At 74.0% G+C, this 18,030-nt stretch carries 21 protein-coding genes; 9 read left to right on the top strand and 12 right to left on the bottom strand.

The window, feature by feature from the left end:
• Positions 1 to 98 precede the first annotated feature (98 nt).
• The 6 genes from cobT to ABWI07_RS10645 are packed head-to-tail and all read right to left on the bottom strand — an operon-like array spanning position 99 to position 5,171.
• Positions 99 to 1,211 carry a nicotinate-nucleotide--dimethylbenzimidazole phosphoribosyltransferase gene (gene cobT, locus ABWI07_RS10670; protein WP_235037061.1) on the bottom strand — a complete coding sequence of 371 codons (1,113 nt, stop codon included), beginning with the start codon at positions 1,209 to 1,211 and terminating at the stop codon, positions 99 to 101.
• Complete coding sequence (cobC, locus tag ABWI07_RS10665; protein WP_353818407.1) at positions 1,195 to 2,220, bottom strand: Rv2231c family histidinol phosphate aminotransferase CobC; 1,026 nt, start codon at positions 2,218 to 2,220, stop codon at positions 1,195 to 1,197. The genes cobT and cobC overlap by 17 nt, the downstream gene beginning before the upstream one ends.
• Entirely contained in the window at positions 2,217 to 2,813 is a 597-nt protein-coding gene (locus ABWI07_RS10660) for a precorrin-8X methylmutase (RefSeq protein WP_149261431.1), read from the bottom strand. Before ABWI07_RS10660 ends, cobC begins: the two co-directional genes overlap by 4 nt.
• Positions 2,810 to 4,057 carry a bifunctional cobalt-precorrin-7 (C(5))-methyltransferase/cobalt-precorrin-6B (C(15))-methyltransferase gene (locus tag ABWI07_RS10655; RefSeq protein ID WP_353818406.1) on the bottom strand — a complete coding sequence of 416 codons (1,248 nt, stop codon included), beginning with the start codon at positions 4,055 to 4,057 and terminating at the stop codon, positions 2,810 to 2,812. Before ABWI07_RS10655 ends, ABWI07_RS10660 begins: the two co-directional genes overlap by 4 nt.
• Positions 4,058 to 4,059: 2 nt before the next feature.
• Positions 4,060 to 4,539, bottom strand: a complete 480-nt coding sequence (locus ABWI07_RS10650; RefSeq protein WP_353818405.1) for a hypothetical protein — start codon at positions 4,537 to 4,539, stop codon at positions 4,060 to 4,062.
• Positions 4,536 to 5,171: a GNAT family N-acetyltransferase gene (locus ABWI07_RS10645; protein ID WP_353818404.1), complete on the bottom strand. Its 636-nt coding sequence runs from the start codon at positions 5,169 to 5,171 to the stop codon at positions 4,536 to 4,538. The genes ABWI07_RS10650 and ABWI07_RS10645 overlap by 4 nt, the downstream gene beginning before the upstream one ends.
• A gap of 76 nt (positions 5,172 to 5,247) precedes the next feature.
• Between ABWI07_RS10645 and ABWI07_RS10640 the strand changes: the two genes are divergently transcribed.
• A complete protein-coding gene (locus ABWI07_RS10640; RefSeq protein WP_149261427.1) occupies positions 5,248 to 5,853 on the top strand; it encodes a TetR/AcrR family transcriptional regulator in 606 nt (201 codons plus the stop codon).
• Positions 5,854 to 5,860: 7 nt separating this feature from the next.
• Here the strand turns inward: ABWI07_RS10640 and ABWI07_RS10635 are convergent, their stop codons facing one another.
• Positions 5,861 to 6,364: an ATP-binding protein gene (locus tag ABWI07_RS10635; RefSeq protein WP_235037079.1), complete on the bottom strand. Its 504-nt coding sequence runs from the start codon at positions 6,362 to 6,364 to the stop codon at positions 5,861 to 5,863.
• 213 nt (positions 6,365 to 6,577) lie between these two features.
• Here ABWI07_RS10635 and ABWI07_RS10630 point away from each other — a divergent pair, with 213 nt between their 5' ends.
• The 4 genes from ABWI07_RS10630 to ABWI07_RS10615 all read left to right on the top strand — a co-directional run bounded on the left by ABWI07_RS10630 (position 6,578) and on the right by ABWI07_RS10615 (position 10,616).
• Positions 6,578 to 7,423, top strand: a complete 846-nt coding sequence (locus tag ABWI07_RS10630) for a helix-turn-helix domain-containing protein (protein ID WP_149261425.1) — start codon at positions 6,578 to 6,580, stop codon at positions 7,421 to 7,423.
• Positions 7,420 to 7,620, top strand: a complete 201-nt coding sequence (locus ABWI07_RS10625) for a DUF397 domain-containing protein (protein WP_149261424.1) — start codon at positions 7,420 to 7,422, stop codon at positions 7,618 to 7,620. Before ABWI07_RS10630 ends, ABWI07_RS10625 begins: the two co-directional genes overlap by 4 nt.
• A 140-nt stretch (positions 7,621 to 7,760) precedes the next feature.
• Entirely contained in the window at positions 7,761 to 8,780 is a 1,020-nt protein-coding gene (locus ABWI07_RS10620; RefSeq protein ID WP_149261423.1) for an LLM class F420-dependent oxidoreductase, read from the top strand.
• A 126-nt stretch (positions 8,781 to 8,906) separates the two neighbouring features.
• Complete coding sequence (locus ABWI07_RS10615) at positions 8,907 to 10,616, top strand: acetolactate synthase large subunit (protein ID WP_353818403.1); 1,710 nt, start codon at positions 8,907 to 8,909, stop codon at positions 10,614 to 10,616.
• A gap of 22 nt (positions 10,617 to 10,638) precedes the next feature.
• Here ABWI07_RS10615 and ABWI07_RS10610 read toward each other — a convergent pair whose 3' ends face one another.
• The 5 genes from ABWI07_RS10610 to ABWI07_RS10590 all read right to left on the bottom strand — a co-directional run bounded on the left by ABWI07_RS10610 (position 10,639) and on the right by ABWI07_RS10590 (position 14,830).
• Complete coding sequence (locus tag ABWI07_RS10610) at positions 10,639 to 11,439, bottom strand: methyltransferase domain-containing protein (RefSeq protein ID WP_149261421.1); 801 nt, start codon at positions 11,437 to 11,439, stop codon at positions 10,639 to 10,641.
• 144 nt (positions 11,440 to 11,583) lie between these two features.
• Positions 11,584 to 11,790, bottom strand: a complete 207-nt coding sequence (locus tag ABWI07_RS10605) for a hypothetical protein (RefSeq protein WP_149261420.1) — start codon at positions 11,788 to 11,790, stop codon at positions 11,584 to 11,586.
• Positions 11,791 to 11,964: 174 nt separating this feature from the next.
• Positions 11,965 to 13,959: an ABC transporter permease family protein gene (locus ABWI07_RS10600; RefSeq protein ID WP_353818402.1), complete on the bottom strand. Its 1,995-nt coding sequence runs from the start codon at positions 13,957 to 13,959 to the stop codon at positions 11,965 to 11,967.
• Positions 13,959 to 14,642, bottom strand: a complete 684-nt coding sequence (locus ABWI07_RS10595; RefSeq protein ID WP_149261419.1) for an ABC transporter ATP-binding protein — start codon at positions 14,640 to 14,642, stop codon at positions 13,959 to 13,961. The genes ABWI07_RS10600 and ABWI07_RS10595 overlap by 1 nt, the downstream gene beginning before the upstream one ends.
• Positions 14,639 to 14,830 (bottom strand): hypothetical protein, encoded by a 192-nt coding sequence (locus ABWI07_RS10590; RefSeq protein WP_149261418.1) that lies wholly within the window; start codon positions 14,828 to 14,830, stop codon positions 14,639 to 14,641. Before ABWI07_RS10590 ends, ABWI07_RS10595 begins: the two co-directional genes overlap by 4 nt.
• A 119-nt stretch (positions 14,831 to 14,949) precedes the next feature.
• Here ABWI07_RS10590 and ABWI07_RS10585 point away from each other — a divergent pair, with 119 nt between their 5' ends.
• From ABWI07_RS10585 to ABWI07_RS10570, 4 genes are all read left to right on the top strand, one after another.
• Positions 14,950 to 16,143, top strand: a complete 1,194-nt coding sequence (locus tag ABWI07_RS10585; protein WP_353818401.1) for a sensor histidine kinase — start codon at positions 14,950 to 14,952, stop codon at positions 16,141 to 16,143.
• Between the two features lie 42 nt (positions 16,144 to 16,185).
• On the top strand, positions 16,186 to 16,833 hold the full coding sequence (locus ABWI07_RS10580) for a response regulator (RefSeq protein ID WP_200842089.1): 648 nt from the start codon (positions 16,186 to 16,188) through the stop codon (positions 16,831 to 16,833).
• Positions 16,834 to 16,903: 70 nt separating this feature from the next.
• On the top strand, positions 16,904 to 17,251 hold the full coding sequence (locus tag ABWI07_RS10575; protein ID WP_235037059.1) for a hypothetical protein: 348 nt from the start codon (positions 16,904 to 16,906) through the stop codon (positions 17,249 to 17,251).
• 96 nt (positions 17,252 to 17,347) lie between these two features.
• Positions 17,348 to 18,022: a DUF4328 domain-containing protein gene (locus ABWI07_RS10570; RefSeq protein WP_149261415.1), complete on the top strand. Its 675-nt coding sequence runs from the start codon at positions 17,348 to 17,350 to the stop codon at positions 18,020 to 18,022.
• The last annotated feature ends 8 nt before the right edge of the window (positions 18,023 to 18,030 follow it).

Here is an 18,030-nt window from a genome sequence, read left to right as displayed (position 1 = left end):
AGTGGCTTTGTGGAACAAAGGTACTCGGCCCGGGGAGTCGGTGGAGAGGGGCTCCGCCCGTTCGATAGCCGAGCGTGACTCATTCCGTGATCACGTTGTTACGGCCGCCCGGCGTCCTTCTCGCTCACCCCGGCGGAGTCGAACGTGGCGACCTCGTGCAGGACCCGCGCCGCGCCCTGGACCAGCGGCAACGCGAGCAGGGCGCCGGTCCCCTCGCCCAGCCGCAGCTCCAGGTCGACCAGGGGCCGCAGGCCGAGGGCCTCGACGGCGGCGGAGTGGCCGGGCTCGGCCGAGCGGTGTCCCGCGACGCAGGCGCCGAGGGCGTCCGGGCACAGCGCGGCCGCGACCAGGGCGGCGGCGCCGGCGATGACGCCGTCCAGGACGACGGGGACGCGCAGGGCCGCCGCGCCGAGGACGAATCCGGCGATCGCCGCGTGCTCCAGCCCGCCGACCGCCGCGAGGACCTCCATCGGCGCCTTGCCGTGCCCTTCCGCCAGCCCGTGCTTCGCCAGCGCGGCGCGCACCACCTCGACCTTGCGCGCGTGGGTGGCGTCGTCGATGCCGGTCCCCCGGCCGGTGACCCGCTCGGGCGGCAGGCCGGTGAATGCGGCGATCAGCGCGGCGGACGCGGTGGTGTTGGCGATCCCCATGTCCCCGGTGATCAGGCACCGGGCGCCCCGCGCGCGGAGCTCTCCGGCGGTCTCGATGCCCGCCTCCACGGCGCGCCGCGCCTGCTCGGCGGTCATCGCGGGCCCCGCCGTCATGTCGGCGGTACCGGGCGCGATCTTGCGGAGGAGCAGGCCGGGGGCCTCGTCCAGCTCGGCGGCGACGCCGATGTCGACCACCGTGACGTCCGCGCCGACCTGCGCGGCGAACGCGTTGACGACGGCGCCGCCGGCCAGGAAGTTGGCCACCATCTGCGCCGTGACCTCCTGCGGCCACGGCGTGACGCCCTGGGCGTGGACGCCGTGGTCGGCGGCGAACACGGCCACCGCGGCGGGCTCCGGCAGCGGCGGCGGGCACTGCCCGGCCAGCCCGGCGAGCCGGACCGACACCTCCTCCAGGACGCCGAGGGACCCGGGCGGCTTGGTGAGCCGGGCCTGGAGGTCGCGGGCGTCCCGCATGGCCGCCTCGTCCAGGGGGGCGATGGAGGCGACGGTCTCCTCGATCAGGTTCATGGCGTCCTTTCCGATGTCAGATGCCCAGCTCACCGAGCACCTCCAGCAGCCGGTCGTTGGACGGGCGGTCGCGCACGGCGATCCGCAGCCAGTCGGAGCCGAGCCCCGGGAAGGTGTCTCCGCGCCTGACGGCGTAACCGCGCTGCCTCAGCAGGGCCCTGATGCCCAGGGCGTCCGGCACGCGCAGGCACAGGAACGACGCGCGCGCTCCGGGCACGACGTACAGGCCCCTCGCCGCAAGCTCCGCGGCCAGCCGGTCGCGTTCGGCGGCGAGCTCGACGGCCCACGCCTCCCCTTCGGCGACGGCCTCGGGGCCGGAGCAGGCCTCGATGGCGGCGAGCGCCGGGGTCGACACCGCCCAGAGCGGCTGCGCCTCCGCCAGCCGTCCGATCAGGGCGGGCTCGGCCAGGACGTAACCGGCGCGCAGCCCGGCGAGGCCCCACGTCTTGGTCAGCGAGCGGATGACCACGACGCCCGGGGGCAGCCGCGCGGCGAGGCTCTCCGGCTCGCCCGGGACGCAGTCCATGAAGGCCTCGTCGACCACGACGGTCCGGCCGGGCGCGGCCAGCGCGGTGAGCGCGCCGGCCGGGTGCAGGACGGAGGTCGGGTTGGTCGGGTTGCCGATCACGACGAGGTCCGCGTCGTCCGGGACGGCTCCGGGGTCGAGGGTGAAGTCCTTCCCGAGGACCAGCCGCTCCACCTCGTGCCCGGCGCCGCGCAGCGCGGCCTCCGGCTCGGTGAACTGGGGGTGCACCACGACGGCCCGGTGCGGGGTGAGCACCCGTGCGAGCAGCACGAACGTCTCCGCGGCCCCGGCGGTGAGCAGCACCTCCTCGGTCGACCTGCCGTGCCGGGCGGCGACCGCCTTGCGGGCCGGGCGGGGGTCGGGGTAGGCGGCGAGGTCGGCGACGGACGCGCGGATGCGCTCGGCCAGCCACTCGGGGGGCGTCCCGGTGCGGACGTTGACGGCGAAGTCGGCGAGGCCGTCGCCGACCTCCGCGTCCCCGTGGTGGCGCAGGTCGACATCGGCGGGCTCGGTCACGGCCGCTCCGCCTCGTAGTAGAGCAGCGCGTTGACGGCGGCGGCCGCGACCGCGGACCCGCCCTTCTCCGAGACGTTGCTGAGCTGCGGCAGCCCGCTCGCGCGCAGGGCGTCCTTGGCCTCGCAGGCGCCGACGAAGCCCACCGGCATCCCGATCACCAGGGCGGGGCTCACCCGGCGGGTGATGATCTCGAAGAGCGCCTCCGGCGCGGAGCCGACCACCCAGACCGCGCCCGGGCCCACCTCCGAGTACGACAGCCGGACGGCCGCGGCGGACCGGGTGATGCCGGCGGCGCGCGCCATCCGGGCGGCGGCCGGGTCGGCGGCGTGGCAGACCGCCTCACGGGCGGTGATCCCGGCGGCGACCATGCCCTCGTCGGCGACGATCGGCGCACCGGCGCGCAGCGCGGCCCAGCCCTGGGCGAGGGACTCCTCCGTGGTCACCAGGTCGACCGCGTACTCCAGGTCGGCGGTGGCGTGGATCACCCGCTCGGCCACCGCCCGCCAGAGCGGCGGCATCGGGGAGAGGTCGACACGGGACCGGAGGACCTCATACGAGCGGACCTCGATCGGGTGGGGCCGGCGGACGGTCAACTGCGCTCCTCCACAACTCCGGGCAACGCGGAGATGGTCTCGATGGGGCGGCTCGTCCGGGAGGTCGGCCGCTCGGGGGTCCGGGCGTCGCGCTCGCCCCAGACGACGATCACGGGCTCCCCCGCCTCCGCCCGCGGGTCCAGCGGGGCGGCCTGGAGCCGGACGGCGTCGGCGGCGAAGCCCTGCCCGCCCAGTTCGTCCAGTATGGCGCGAACCTCGGCGGGCGTCGCCAGGACGACGATCCGTGCCGGGCGGAGGGCCGCGCAGACCTGGACGGCCTCCGGCCCGCCGCGGCCGAGGAAGACGGCGTCGGGCACGGGGAGGTGCTCGGCGCTGGACCGGACGTCGCCGGACGCCATCGCCACCTTGACGCCGTGCAGGCGGACGTTCTCCCGCACCCGCGCGCACGCGGCGTGGTCGCGGTCGACGGCGACGACGGCCGCGCCGAAGCGGGCGCACTCGATGCCGACCGAGCCGTCGCCGGACTCCACGTCCCACACCATGTCGCCGACCTTGGGGCCGAGCTTGGCCAGGACGAAGGCGCGCACCTCGGGGCGCGGGCCCGGTCCGCCGCCGAAGGCATCCGCGGGCAGCGCCCACCCGGCCGGGCCCGGCGCCGGCCCGCCGACCCAGCCCGCCTCTCCCAGCGCATGGCGGTTGTCCAGGACGAGCACGACCTCGGGGTCGTTCCACGGACGGGTGGTCGCCTCCGCGGGGCGGACGTAGACGACACGCTCCTTGGGGCCGCCCAAGTCCTCGCAGACGACGAACGAGCGCGGTGTGACGGGGAACAGCGCGCGTGCCAACTCGGATGGCCCAGCGCCCGGCTCGGTGAGGACGGCCACTTTCGGATGGGCGCGGCACGCGTTGACGGCCTGCCTCAGATGCCCGTCCTTGGCGGAGACGACGAGAGCGTCGTCCCAGGGCAGGCCTGCTTGGGCGAAAGCCCGCGCCACCAGGGGCGTCCCGGGAAAGGCTTCAGGCGCGTGCCCCTCTTCGAGCAGTTCGCGGACGACTCCGAAGTAACCGGGGTCGCCGTCCACGACGAGGACGACGTCCTCTTTACTGACGTCGACACCTTCGAGTGCTTCCAGGAAATCCGTGGTGGCGACCGTGCGGGCATCCGGCGCCAGGGGAAGCCCGTCGAGATGCCCGGCGGCGCCCACCACCAGCGTGGCGCTCTCCAGAGCCGCCTTGGCCCCCTCCAGAAGGGGCGACCCGTCGCGGCCGACGACCGTCAGCATCGCTACCTGGCCATTCGCCCGTACATGCCGACCATGCGGTCTCCTGCCGCGTCCAGGAGCACCACCTGGGCGGCGACCGGACTGGCCGCCGTGCCCGCCGCCTCTGCGGCGAGGCGTTCGAGGCCCTCGGCCGTCCTGCGGCACAGCTCGCGCCCGCACGGGCCGAGCTTGCCGGCGGCGTCCCACAGCGCGTAGACGTCCTGGGCCGCCTCGGCCTGCGCCACGCGGCCGGCCAGGGCGGGCCCGCAGTCCATGTCCAGCGTGATCGATTCCAGCAGGCCCGCGGCGCCGCCGAGGAACGCGGCCTGCTCCGCGATGCGGGCGACCATGACGACCTGCCCGTACCCGGCCTTGACCGCCTCCCGCAGCCGCTCCGCCGAGACCGGGACGAAGCTCGCCTCCGGCAGGTTCGGCAGCATCCGGCGCGCGGCCTCGCCCGCGCCCTCTCCGTACATCACGAGCGTCCTGTCAGCAGCGGTCACCTGTGCCGTCCCTCCTGGTCGTCGGCGACGAGCTTTCCCGAGGCGCCGCCGGAGCGGCGCGCTGGCGCGCCGACGAGAGGCGGATCGGTCGCGATGCGGCTGAAGACGACCATGTCGCGGCTGACGCCCTCGGCGTCGCGCTCGCCGCCGCGCGCGACGCCCTCGCGCACGTAGCCGGCCTTCTCCGCGACCCGGATCGAGGCGGGGTTGGTGACCATCGCGCGCAGTTCGATGCGGAACAGCCCGCAGGTGCCCAGCGCCCAGTCGGAGATCAGGGAGAGCGCCTCGGTGGCGTGGCCCCGCCCGCGCGCGCTCGGCCGCATCCCGTACCCGACCTCGCACGTCAGGTGCGTCCAGTTCACTCTGAACAGCCCGATGGTGCCCACCAGGGCGTCGGTCTCGCGGTCCGCCGCCGCCAGATGGACGCCCAGGCCGAACCGCTGGACCTTGTGGACGCCCTCCCGCAGGAACCAGGCGATGGGCTCGGCCTCCAGGACGTCCGGGAAGTTGGGGGGCAGGTAGTCCTCCCCGGCGCGGATCGCCTCGATCAGCGCGGGCGCGTCGTCGAGGCCGAACGGTCGCAGGACGAGCCGCTCGCCTTCCAGGCGCACGCCCTCCTCGAACGCGTTCACGCGCGCTCCCCTCACGTCGCCCGCCGCGCACCGCCGACCGTACTGCGCCGGCCGCCCCACAGAATAGGCTGTCGCGGTGAGCTACCAGCGCCTGTCCCCGGACGAGCGGCGCGCCCAGATCCTGGACGTCGCGCGGCGGATGTTCACCGAGCTGCCGTACGCCGAGGTGTCCACGGCCGCGATCGCGCGGGAGACCGGCGTGCAGCGCGGGCTGATCCACTACTACTTCGGGACGAAGCGGGAGCTGTTCCTCAAGGTCGTGCAGGGCCTGACGGCGTCGGCCGCGATGCAGGCCCCGCCGCCGGACGAGCGGCTGACGCTGCCCGCGGCGGTCGAGCTGTGCGTCGACCTGTTCCTCGACACGGCCGAGCGCAACGCGACGACGTGGTTCGCGGCGCTGGACGCCGAGGGCTTCGGTCAGGACCCCGAGCTCCTGCGCATCGTCAACCGGTTCCGGGACGAGACGGTCGAGCACATGCTCGCCGTGCTGCGGGTGCCCGAGCCGACCGAGACGCTGCGGGCCGTGCTGCGGGCCTACTCGGGGCTGGCGGACGCGGCGACGCGCCAGTGGCTCCAGGAGAAGACGCTCGACCGCGACCAGGTCCGCACGCTGCTCACCCGGTCGCTGCTCACGCTCGTCAGCGACATCGGCCCCGCGCTGGAGAAGCCCCCGCAGGGTTAGCGGCGGGCTAGGCGACGGGGGTCTCACCGGTACCGGGGACGGCGAACCAGACGGCCTTCCCCCGCACGGGCGGCCCGAGCCGGGAGAGGGTGCGCCGCAGGCCCCAGCGTCCGGCCGACAACTCCCGGACGATGCTGAGCCCGCGCCCGCAGTCGCCGGACGTCCACGAGTAGCCGGGCAGGCCGGCGTCGGCGTAGGTGTCGAAGACGGCGCACCGCACCTCGCCCGCCGCCCCGTCCCCCATGTAGAGCCACAGCTCGTGCGGGCCGTGCTCGCCGGCGTGCTGGTGGGCGTTGGTGGCCAGTTCGCTCACCATGAGCTGGGCGTCGGCGATCCCGTCCGCCGGCGCCCCGAGGGAGGCGAGGGCGTCGCGCAGGACGCGCCGGGCGTGGCCCGCGCCTCCCGGGCCGCCCGGCAGGGCCCACACCCACCCGGGCGCGCCGTCGCCACGGACGGGCTCGACGCCCGTCATGGCGTCGGCCATGGTCTCCGCCGTCAGGTCGGCTGGCATGCTCTTCACGGTTCCTCCCGCGGAATCGTGCGAGTGGGACGGACCGGGCCGGCGGACCGCGGTCGTCACTGTGGGTCCACGGCCGATCACGCATCCCAGCGTGACGTGAGATTCTCACAACCGCAACACCCTTCATGGAATTGCTCTGCCCTTCCTGCCGGGTTCGTCAATCGCGTTGTGACGGGCGCCGGGAGTGATAAAGACTCCACTCCCATGACCTACCGCCCCACCGTCCGTGGCCGCCGTCTCGCCCGGGAGCTCCGCAAGCTGCGCGAGGAGCAGGGCCTGACGCTGCAGGAAGTGGCGGACCGGCTCGACTGGTCGAGAGCCACCGTCTCCCGCCTGGAAACCAGCCAGACCCGCCCCAAACCCGGCGACATCGCCGACATCCTCGACCTCTACGGAGTGCCGAGCCCGGACCGCGACGCGCTCATCACGCTGGCCCGGCAGGCCGGCCAGCGCGGCTGGTGGACCGCCTACCAGGACGTCTTCGCGGGCAGCTACGTCGCGCTCGAGGACGAGGCCTCCCACATCCGCACCTGGGACCCGCAGCTCGTGCACGGCCTGCTGCAGATCGAGCCGTACTCCCAGGCCGTCATCAGGGCGGGCCGGCTGCTGCCCTCCGAGGAGGAGATCGAGCGCCGCATCGCCGCCCGCAAGATCCGCCAAGCCCTCCTGGACCGCGCCGACGCGCCGCGCCTGGAGGTCATCTTCGACGAGGCGGTGCTGCACCGCCCGATCGGCGGCCGGGAGGTGATGCGGGCCCAGCTGGAGGCCCTCGCCACCGCCGCGAAAATCCGCCCATCCGTGACGATCCAGGTACTTCCGTTTACAGCAGCGGAGCATGCGGGCTTGGACGGACGTTTCACCATATTGTCGTATCCGGACCCCGCAGACCCCGATATCGCCTACGTCGAGGGGACCATGGGTGACGTTTACCTTGAGAGCGCCGAGGCAATAGCAAAACATAGGGATCGCTTCCAACGGATCGTGGACGCGGCCCTGTCCCCCGAGGATTCCGCGCACCTCATCGCCGAGGCAGCAAGGAGCAGCCTGTGACCCACCTCCACCGCGAACTCACCCTGGCCGTCTGGCGCAAGTCGTCCCGCAGCGGAAGCGGAGACCAGTGCGTCGAGATGGCGGCCCTGTCCAGCGGCCTTCGCGCGGTGCGCGACTCCAAGGACCCCGCCGGCCCCGCCCTGGTGCTGACGCCGTCCGCCTGCCGGAGCCTGCTGGACACGATCAAGGAGAGCTAGCGAGCGGTGGCGGGGCCGCGGCGGAGGACGCCGCGGCCCCGTTCCGTGCCCGCCGGGGGCCGCGGCGGGCCCGCACCCCTTCCCGAGAAACTAGAACGTGTTCTAGTATCGCCGGTGCGTCGACTACCGGAGGGTGCAACGTGACCGCGGAACTCAAGCTCGGCATCAACGTCGGCTACTGGCAGCGCGACCCCGACGACCAGACCGAGACGGTCCTGGCCGCCGAGCGCTGCGGCTACGACTCGGTGTTCACCGCCGAGGCGTACGGCTCGGACGCGTTCACCGCGCTCGCCTGGTACGGCGCCCGCACGTCCCGGATCAAGCTGGGCACGGCCGTGGTCCAGATGTCGGCGCGGACCCCGGCCGCCACCGCGATGCACGCGCTCACGCTGGACGCCCTGTCGGGCGGGCGCGTCATCCTCGGGCTCGGCGCCTCCGGCCCGCAGGTCGTGGAGGGCTGGTACGGGCAGCCGTTCCCGAAGCCGCTCGCCCGCACCCGCGAGTACCTCGACATCGTGCGGCAGGTGTGGCGCCGCGACGCCCCGGTGACCAGCGAGGGCCCGCACTACCCGCTGCCCTACCCCGGCGGGTCGGGCCTCGGCAAGCCGCTGAAGTCGATCGCCCATCCCGTCCGCCCGGAGATCCCCGTCTACCTGGGCGCGGAGGGGCCGAAGAACGTCGCGCTGTCCGCCGAGATCACGCAGGGCTGGCTGCCGCTGTTCGTCGACCCCGAGCAGATCGAGCCCGTGTTCGGCGCGTCGCTGGCCGGCCGCCCGGAGGGCTTCGAGATCGCCGCGACCGTCACCACGATCGTCACCGACGACCTGGCGTCCGCGCTGGAGTTCGCCAAGATCCCGCTCGCCTTCTACATCGGCGGGATGGGCGCCAAGGACCGCAACTTCCACCTCGACCTGATCGGCCGGCTCGGCTACGCGGAGGAGGCGGGGCGCGTCCAGGAGCTGTTCCTGAGCGGCCGGCGCGACGAGGCGATCAAGGCCGTCCCGGACGGGCTGGCCGACGCCATCTCCCTCCTCGGCCCGCTCGGGCGGATCAAGGAGAGGCTCCAGCTGTGGCGCGACAGCCCGGTCACCACCCTCCTGATCGCCGGGGTGAAGGACGAGCCGACCCTGCGCGCCATCAAGGAGATGGCCGACGCCTGAGCCGCCGGGCTCCCGGACGGCGGGCCCTGGAGATCAAGAACACATCATCGCGTGGAATGGAGGTAGGGACCTGGGTGCTGCACGGAATGCACCCAGGAGAGACGCAGACTGGAGATGGGACACACGATGTCCACGCAGGAGGACGCCGCCCGGCTTCTCGTCAGGATCCTCGAGGCGGAGGGCGTCGAGTACGTCTTCGGCATCCCGGGCGAGGAGAACATCCATTTCGTCGACGCGCTGAACGACTCGCCGATCCGCTACATCCTCGTCCGGCACGAGCAGGGCGCCGCGTTCATGGCGGAGATCTACGGCCGCCTCACCGGCAAGGCGGGCGTGGCCTCCGCGACGCTCGGCCCCGGCGCGATCAACCTCCAGCTCGGCGTCGCGGACGCCACCACCAACAGCACGCCCGTCGTCGCGATCTCCGCCCAGGTCGGCCTGGACCGCATCTACAAGGAGTCGCACCAGATCGTCGACCTGGTCTCCCTGTTCCGCCCGATCACCAAGTGGTCGGAGCTCGCGCCCCGGGCGGAGGCACTGCCCGAGATGGTCCGCAAGGCGTTCAAGACGGCGCAGACCGAACGCCCCGGCGCCGTCTACCTGGCGATCCCGGAGGACGTGGAGTCGGCCAAGGTGCCCGCCGACCTCGGTCCCCTGCCGGTCAACGTCGTCCGCCCGCAGGAGCCGTCGGCGTCCCAGATCGCCCGCGCCGCCGACGTGCTCGCCCTCGCCCGGCGGCCGATCGTCCTGGCCGGCCACGGCGCCACCCGGGCCCGCGCGAGCGACGCCCTCGTGTACTTCTCCGAGCACCTCGGCCTGCCGGTCGCCACCACCTTCAACGGCAAGGGCGTCTTCCCCGACGACCACCGCAACGCCCTCGGCGCGTTCGGCTTCATGCGCCACGACTACGTCAATTACGGCTTCGACGAGGCGGACGTACTGATCGCGGTCGGCTACGAGCTCCAGGAGTTCGACCCCGTCAAGATCAACCCGAACGCGGACAAGAAGATCATCCACATCCACCAGTCGCCCGCCGAGGTCGACGACCACTACCCGGTCGAGGTCGGCATCCAGGGCGACATCTCCCGGTCGCTGCGCGCACTCGCCGACTCGGTCCACCGCCGCTTCGACGTGAACGGAACAGACCGTCCTCCAGCCCCCACCCACCACCATCCAAAGGACGAGCTCCGCTCGACCGGCCAGAGGATCCGGGAGATGCTCCGGGAGGAGCTGGCCGAGGGGGCGGCCGAGGACGGCTTCCCGCTCTCCCCCCGCCGCATCGTCGCCGACGTCCGCACCGCCATGGGCCGCGGCGACATCGTCCTCGCCGACACCGGCGCGGTGAAGATGTGGATGGCCCGCATGTACCCGACCTACGAGCCGAACACGCTGCTGGTCTCCAACGGGCTGTCGTCGATGGGCTTCGCCGTCCCCGGCGCGATCGCCGCCAAGCTCGCCCACCCCAACCGCAGGGTCCTGGCCGCGACGGGCGACGGCGCGTTCATGATGAACTCCCAGGAGCTGGAGACGGCCGTCCGCGAGAACATCCCGATCACCGTGCTGATCTGGGACGACTCCGCCTACGGCCTGATCGAGTGGAAGATGGACCTCGACCTCGGGCGCAGTTCGAACATCAGGTTCGGCAACCCCGACTTCGTCCGGTACGCCGAGAGCTTCGGCGCCCGCGGCTACCGCGTCGAGTCGGCCGCCGAACTGCTCCCCACCCTCCGCAAGGCCCTCGCGGACGACGCGGTCTCGGTCATCGCCGTCCCGGTCGACTACTCCCACAACCTGCAGCTGACCGACAAGCTGGGCGACCTCACCGGCCCCTTCTGACCGGGGCTCCGGTGACGGACGGTCACGCGCGGCAGACGATCTCGCCGTGGGTGACGGAGTACCAGCCGTCCTCGGCGGCGGCCCACGCCTTCCAGCCCTCGTAGACGCGCTGGAGTTCGGCGCGGGTGGCGTGGCCGCCCGCCACGGCGTGGTCGGCGACGGACGACCTGATCAGGCGGCCGCCCCACGACTCGCTCCACCACTCGCGCTCCTCCGGGGTGGCGTAGCACCAGGCCGAGGCGGACGCGGTGACCTCGGTGAACCCGGCGGCGCGGGCCCAGGAGACGAGGCGGCGGCCGGCGTCGGGCTCGCCGCCGTTGCCGCGCGCGACCTTGTAGTAGATCGGCAGCCAGGCGTCCATGCCGGGCGGGTCCGGGTACCAGGCCATGGTGCCGAAGTCGGCCTCGCGCACGGCGACGATCCCGCCCGGCCTGGCGACGCGGCGCATCTCGCGCAGCGCCTGGACGGGATCGCCGACGTGCTGGAGGACCTGGTGGGCGTGGACGACGTCGAACGTGCCGTCCGGATGGTCCAGGGCGTGGACGTCGGCGACCGCGAACTCGACGTTGTCCAGGGAGGCGGTGTTCCTGCGGGCCTCGTCCAGGACGGTCTCGGCGGAGTCGGCGGCGACGACTCGTCCCGGCGCGACGCGTTCGGCGAGCCCGGCGGTGATGGTGCCCGGCCCGCACCCGACGTCCAGCACCGACAGGCCCGGACGCAGGTGCTCGATCAGGTAGGCGGCGGAGTTCTCGACCGTGCGCCACTGGTGCGCGCTCAGCACGCTCTCGTGGTGGCCGTGGGTGTAGGTCGCCTTCGCGGTCATCGGGGTCGCCTCTCTGTGTCCGGGTGCCCTCCACCGTACGACCACTTCTCATAATTTGAGAAGTACGTATCATTATTTGAGATGAGCAGGCGCGAAAAAAAGGGACCGAGGTGTCGGCCTCGGTCCCTCTGCGGGGTCGGTTCGTCAGGCCGCCACGGGGACGCGGCGGCGGGGCATCGGCTGCGGGCGCACGGGCAGTGCCTCGACCACCGCGAGCGGGGGCGCGGTCTCGGCGTAGGCGTTCAGCGCCGCATGGGGAAGCTCGGTGAGCCACGGCTCCACGACGGTCCGCTCGGCGGGCCCGTACAGCCGCGGGTGAGTGAGATGGAACGTGCCGGTCGCTGCGCTCACTGCCAACGCCCCTTCCTTGGCCGGTGGGGCCGCGCCTGTGCGAACACCACCGTCTGTCACATACCCCTAGGTACGTAGTTGAAAGCAACCTGGTTCGACACTTGTTCCCGGTGTCTCCCAAATCACAAGGTCAACGCTACGCGGAGGGTCTGACATTCTCGAACCCTTATCCGGCTAGTCCGGACGGGGCGCCGGGTCCGCGGTCACGGAGCGCAACAGCGGGCGGCTCAGCGCGCTCGCGCCGATGATGCCGCCGAAGCCGAGGACGACGAACCCGGCGAGCCCCGCCAGCCCGGAGAGCCCGAACCCCTGCGCGAACGGCAGGCTGAAGAACAGGCCCGCCAGCAGGGAGCCGCCGCCCATGACGGCGAGCGGGATCAGCGTCTCCTGGCGGCGCGCCCGGTCGAGCACGGACAGTGGCGTCCCGGCGAGGCGCAGCATCGCGTACGCCTGCCTGCGGTCCAGGACGGCGGACGCCCCGGTGATGCCCGCGCTGGTGATGGCGAGCAGGAACGAGACGGCGAGGACGATCAGCGCGCCGGTGCGCAGGTCGGCCAGCAGCCGGTCCCCGGTCACCTCGTCGTCCGCCGGCGCGGTGGCCGTCCTCCCAGGGACGAGGCCGCTCAGTGCCGTGCGCGCCCGGTCGACGGCGGCGGCGCCGGAGACCTCGACGACCACCACACCGGTCGCGGTGGCAGGACCGGCGGCGGCCGGCGCGCCGTCCCCGGTCTCGGTGCGGCGCACCGACACGTCCGCGTCGAGGCCGGCGAGCCTGCCCCGCGCCTGCTCGGCGACCGCGGCGGACCGCGCGTACGGGACGGCCAGCCTCAGCTCGTCCCGCGCCTCGCCGGTGGACGCGGGGGTGTTCAGCAGGGCGAAGAACCCTGCGATGAAGCCGGTGAGCGCGACTCCGGCGACCGTCCGCCAGGCCGAGCGCGGGTCGTCCACGAGGCGGCGCCCGGCGAGCAGCCGGGCCGGGCCGCGGGCCGCCGCGACCGTCAGGTGGCCGATGACCGCCACCACCCATGGGCCCGCGAAGTTGATCGTAAGGAAGGCCAGCATGAGGAAGACCATCAGGATGACCATCCCCGCGCGGCCCATGTCGACCAGGCCGCCGCCCACCGCGCCGAACGCGGCGACGACGGCGAGCAGCGCGACGATCCGGGCCGCCCGCATGCCGGGCGGGGTCTCGCGGCGCGCGACGCCGAGCGGGCCGACGACCACGCGGCGCAGGCCCGCGACGGCGCTGGCGCCGACGAGCAGGGGCACCCCCGCGAGCACGCCCGCGAGGACGGCCGGACCCGGCCACAGGTCGCCGGCGAACCAGCCGCCGCCCGCGATCGTGATGCGGGCGAGCGCCGGGACCGCCGCCGCGTAGAGCGCGAGCCCCGCCACCGCGCCCGCCGCCGCCGTCAGCACCGCCTCGGCCGCGGTGATCGCCACGACCTGCCCCGGGGTGGCGCCGACCAGCCGCAGCGCCGCGAGCCGGGCGTCGCGGCGGGCCACGGTGAGCCGGGCCGCGGCCCCGCCGAACACCAGCAGCGGGACGACCATCAGCACCGAGGCCAGGCCCGCGAGCCACAGGTAGATGCCGGCGCCCCAGGACGCGCCGGTCGCGAACCGGTCGATGCGGGTCGGGCCTCCGCTCGTGCCCAGGTGCTCGACGGCGTCCCGGTCGGCGGTCATGGCGGGGTCGTCGGCGGTGCGCCCGACCACGGCGACGAGCTCTCCGGGATGGACGAGCGCGCCGCGTCCGAGCGTGCCCGCCCGATGGGGGAACCGCTCGGCGAGTTGGTCGGCGGGAAGCTCCCTCATCAGGCGGGCCAGTGCGGGCGACGTCCAGACCTCGCCGGGCTTCGGGAACCGGGGCATGCCGGGCGGCACCGGGGCGTCGCCCTTCAGCGCGGCCAGGTCGACGACTGTGATCGGCTTGCCCTGGACATAGTCGGTCGACAGCGCCTCTATCGCGGAGGGGTCCGCGCTCGTCCCGCCCGGATGCCGCCAGGCGTCGGCGTGGGCGCGCTGGAGGAACGCGTGGTCGGCGCCCACCGCGAACAGCAGGAGCCCCGTCGAGACGGCGACGGCGGCGAGGGTGAGGAACGTGCCGAGCATGCTGTTCCGGCCGCCGCCGCGCAGCAGCCGCCAGGAGAGTTGCACTGCCGTGCGCATCAGGCCGTCCTCCGCATGGGGTGCTGGATGCGGCCGTCGCGGACCTCCAGGACGCGGTCGCACCAGGCCGCCACGGCGGGGTCGTGGGTGACGACGACCAGGGACGCGCCGTTGTGCTTGGTCGCGTCCACGAGCAGCCGCATGGTGTCGTGGCCGGTCGCCTGGTCGAGCGCGCCCGTCGGCTCGTCCGCGAACACGACCGCCGGGCGCGGCACGAGCGCGCGGGCGATCGCGACGCGCTGCGCCTGACCGCCCGACAGCTCGCCCGGACGCCGGCGCTCCAGCCCGTCCAGTCCGAGGGGCCGGAACCAGGACCGCGCGGCCTGCTCCGCCTCCCGCCTGGACGTGCCGCCCAGCATCAGCGGCAGCGCGACGTTCTCCACGGCGGGCAGCTCGGGGAGCAGCTGCCCGAACTGGAACACGAACCCGAACCGGCTGCGCCGCAGCGCGCTGCGCCGGCGCTCGCCGAGCGTGTCGATCCGCTGGCCGAGCAGGTGCACCTCCCCCGCGTCCGGCGGCAGGATCCCGGCGAGGCAGTGCAGCAGCGTCGACTTGCCCGACCCGGACGGCCCCATGATCGCGACGGCCTCGGCGCGGTCCACGGCCAGGTCGACGCCGTCCAGGGCGACGGTCACCCCGAACCGCTTCACCAGCCCGCGGCCGGACAGGACGGGCTCGCTCACGCCGCCTCCCCCCGCTCACCCGACGGGCTCGGCTCGCCCGAGGGGCGCAGTTCCACGACGTTGTCGGGCGGACGGGTGCGGCGGCGGTTCCGGATCGACTCGGCGATCTCCATGGCGGGCATCACGACGCCGCCGTAGACCACGAAGACGGCGAACGCGGCGGCGAGGGGAAGGTAGATCAGGTACATGCCCCCAGCGTGCGCGGCGCCGCCGCCCGGCCGCATCGGACGCGGGGCCACGCCCTGAGGCGCCGTATCGGCCGAACGGCCGATACGGCGGTCCGCATCGAGTCGTACGCTGCGTGAACGTGAGCGACATAGGGGCACGGCTGGACCGCATCCACTCGGTGGGCGGCTGCCTGATGCGCGCGGCGTACGCCGGTTTCGCGGCCCTGTACCTGCTGGGGTGCGCGGCCGCCGGGATCGGGCACGCCCCGATCCTGGGGATGGTGTTCATCGCGGCGGTGGCCAACGCCGCGGCGGTCTCCGGGCGCCGCCTCCTGCTGTGGGCCGCCGCGGCCGGGGCGCTGTCGGCGTTCGGCACCCTCTACTTCGGGACGGCGGTCCGGCCGGAGCTCGCCGCCCCGAGCCTGTTCGCGGAGATCGGCGGCCTGCTGATCGTCCTCGCGCGGGTGGTGTGGAAGGCCCACCGCGACCGGCTCGTCCCGCTCGCGGTGCTGCTCGGCGCGGCGGTCCTGGCGACGCCGCTGCGCTGGTCGCTGATCGCGGCGGCGCTGTTCACCGCCCCGCTCGGCATCACCGTGGCGGTCGCGCTCGGCGTCGGCCTCTACCTGCGGGCGCTGGACGCGCGGCGGGCCAGGTCGCTGGCGGCGGCGCGGCGGGACGAGCGGCTGGAGCTGGCCCGCGACCTGCACGACTTCGTCGCCCACCACGTGACCGGCATCGTCGTCCAGGCGCAGGCGGCGCGGTTCACGGCGCAGTCGGGCGCCGCGCAGACGCAGGAGCAGCTCGACCGGATGCTCGGCGAGATCGAGAAGGCCGGCACCGAGGCGCTCACCTCGATGCGGCGCATGGTCGGGCTGCTGCGGGACGCCCAGAACGTGAACGCGCCGGACGGGGAGGCCCTCCCCTCCGGCGGCGCCGGAACCCGGCCCGTCGGCGGCCTCGCGCAGCTCGAAGAGCTCGTCGAGGGGTTCGCGCACCCGCCCGCCGGACTCACGCTGGAGCCCGGGCTCGGCACGCTGCCGCCCGAGGTCGCGGCGTCGGCGCACCGCGTCGTCCAGGAGGCGCTGACCAACGTCCGCAAGCACGCCGCCGACGCCGCGAGCGTGCGGGTCTCGCTCGCGCGGGTCGGCGGCGACGTCGAGGTCGCCGTGCGGGACGACGGGCGCGGGCGCGGCGGCAGGCGGCTGCCGTCCGGCGGGTTCGGGCTCACCGGGCTGGCCGAGCGGGTCGGCGCGCTCGGCGGGCGGCTGCACGCGGGCCCGCGCCCCGAGGGCGGGTGGGAGGTCGTCGCGCGCCTGCCCGTTCCGGACGGATGACCGTATCGGCCGATGACTGGGGATGCTGACACAATCGGCAGGGTGACCATCCGCGTACTGATCGCCGACGACCAGGAGATGGTCCGGACCGGGTTCCGGATGATCGTCGATTCGCAGCCCGACATGGAGGTGGTCGGGGAGGCCGCCGACGGCGCCGAGGCCGTCGCGCTGGCCCGCCGGCTGCGTCCCGACGTGTGCCTGTTCGACGTCCGGATGCCGCGGATGGACGGCCTGGAGGCGACCCGCGCCCTCGCCGGCCCCGGCGTCCCCGACCCGCCGCGCATCGTGATCGTCACCACGTTCGACATGGACGAGTACGTGTACGGGGCGCTGCGCGGCGGCGCGGTCGGGTTCCTGCTGAAGGACAGCGGGCCCGCGCTGCTGGTCGAGGCCGTCCGCGCGGCGGCGAACGGCGGGTCGCTGGTGTCGCCGTCCATCACCGTCCGGCTGCTGGAGCGGCTCGCGAAGCCGCCGGCGCGGCCCGTCCCGCCGCGCGAGCCGCTCACCGACCGGGAACTGGACGTGGTCCGGCTCGTGGCGCGCGGCAGGACGAACGAGGAGATCGCCGCGGAGCTGTACGTGTCGCTCTCCACGGTCAAGACGCACCTCGGCAGCGTCAACCGCAAGCTGAACACGCGGAACCGGGTCGCGACGGCCGCGTGGGCCTGGGAGTCGGGCCTCATGACCTGACGGCCCGGGCGGGGAACGCGGACGGGGGAACACGGGAGACGGGGGAGGCTGGGCACTGGCACCGGAGTCGATGAACGGGCTGCCCGTGACCGTCCTGGTCGTATGGGTGCTGTGCGCGGCGGGCTGGGGCGCGGTCCTGCTGGGCCTGCGGCGCGGCCTGCGCGGACCGGCCCGGGGGCCCGCCCTGTTCGCGCACACCGCGACCCCGGCGGCCGTCGTCCTGCTCTTCGCCCTGATCGGCTTCGGGTCGCTGCCCGCGACGATCGCGCTGACCTCCGAGTGGTGGGCGCTGCTGGCGGTGACCGGGCTCCGGCCCGAACGGCTGCTGTCCACAGGTGGCCTCGGGCGCCTCGCCGCCTGGGCCGCCGTCACCGCCGCCGCGACGTGGGCTGCGACCCGGCTCGTCCTGCACATGTGACGATCCGGTAAGGGCCCGAACCCGCGTTGGGCCGCGTCGGTCAAACGTACGTAGTATCCAAAACAGGCAATGGCAAAGGCCCTGGGGAGGTGGATCATGCCGTGTGCACTCTGCGGCGACATCATCCCGACGGAGGTCGACCGGTGCCCGGCCTGCGGCGCCTGGGCCAGGCGCCGCGACTTCCGGGCCGTCGGCGTGGCCGTGTTCATGCTGCTCGGCTTCAACGCGTTCGTGGCCCTCGGCTCGGGGATCAGCCTGCTCAGGCTGGCGCGGCCGCTGCACGGCGCGACGCACGACAGCTATGACGCCGCCGCCACCGGCAAGGCCCTCGCCCCCTACGCGGACGTGTTCACGATCGGCGCGATCATGGCGGCGGTCACCGGCCTGCTGTACCTCACCTGGCTGTGGCGGGCGTTCCAGCAGTCCCCCGGCCCGCACCGGCACCACCGCGCCTGGGTCCTGCTCGGCTGGTTCCTCCCGGTCGTCAACCTGTGGGTGCCGCCCCGGGTGGTCTACGAGGTCTGGGTGAACAGCGGCCGGTACCGGACGGCCGAGCGCCAGGGCGCCGCGCTCGTCGTCGCGGGCTGGTGGGGCTGCGCCCTGCTCGGCCTCGTCCTCGGCCGCGTGTTCACGCACGGCAGCGTCGAGACCCTCGCCGACGCCCGCCTCGACGTGCACGTCGGCGTCGCCGCGGCCGCCTTCCAGGCCCTCGCCGCCGCGCTCTGCATGGCCACCGTCTTCCAGATCACCCGGATCCAGATCACCCGGTGAGCCGGGCG

The sequence above is a fragment of the Actinomadura sp. NPDC000600 genome (genome assembly GCF_040492135.1).
GTDB lineage: Bacteria > Actinomycetota > Actinomycetes > Streptosporangiales > Streptosporangiaceae > Spirillospora.
Note: the sequence above shows the minus strand (reverse complement) of the source record. Positions and strands in the feature narration are given on the sequence as shown.

Coding starts and splice junctions, on each gene's coding strand:
- ABWI07_RS10655 (WP_353818406.1), bottom strand. CDS start 4,057: ATGCTGACGGTCGTCGGCCGCGACGGGTCGCCCCTTCTGGAGGGGGCC.
- ABWI07_RS10635 (WP_235037079.1), bottom strand. CDS start 6,364: ATGCCAGCCGACCTGACGGCGGAGACCATGGCCGACGCCATGACGGGC.
- ABWI07_RS10630 (WP_149261425.1), top strand. CDS start 6,578: ATGACCTACCGCCCCACCGTCCGTGGCCGCCGTCTCGCCCGGGAGCTC.
- ABWI07_RS10615 (WP_353818403.1), top strand. CDS start 8,907: ATGTCCACGCAGGAGGACGCCGCCCGGCTTCTCGTCAGGATCCTCGAG.
- ABWI07_RS10610 (WP_149261421.1), bottom strand. CDS start 11,439: ATGACCGCGAAGGCGACCTACACCCACGGCCACCACGAGAGCGTGCTG.
- ABWI07_RS10600 (WP_353818402.1), bottom strand. CDS start 13,959: ATGCGCACGGCAGTGCAACTCTCCTGGCGGCTGCTGCGCGGCGGCGGC.
- ABWI07_RS10590 (WP_149261418.1), bottom strand. CDS start 14,830: ATGTACCTGATCTACCTTCCCCTCGCCGCCGCGTTCGCCGTCTTCGTG.
- ABWI07_RS10575 (WP_235037059.1), top strand. CDS start 16,904: ATGAACGGGCTGCCCGTGACCGTCCTGGTCGTATGGGTGCTGTGCGCG.
- ABWI07_RS10570 (WP_149261415.1), top strand. CDS start 17,348: ATGCCGTGTGCACTCTGCGGCGACATCATCCCGACGGAGGTCGACCGG.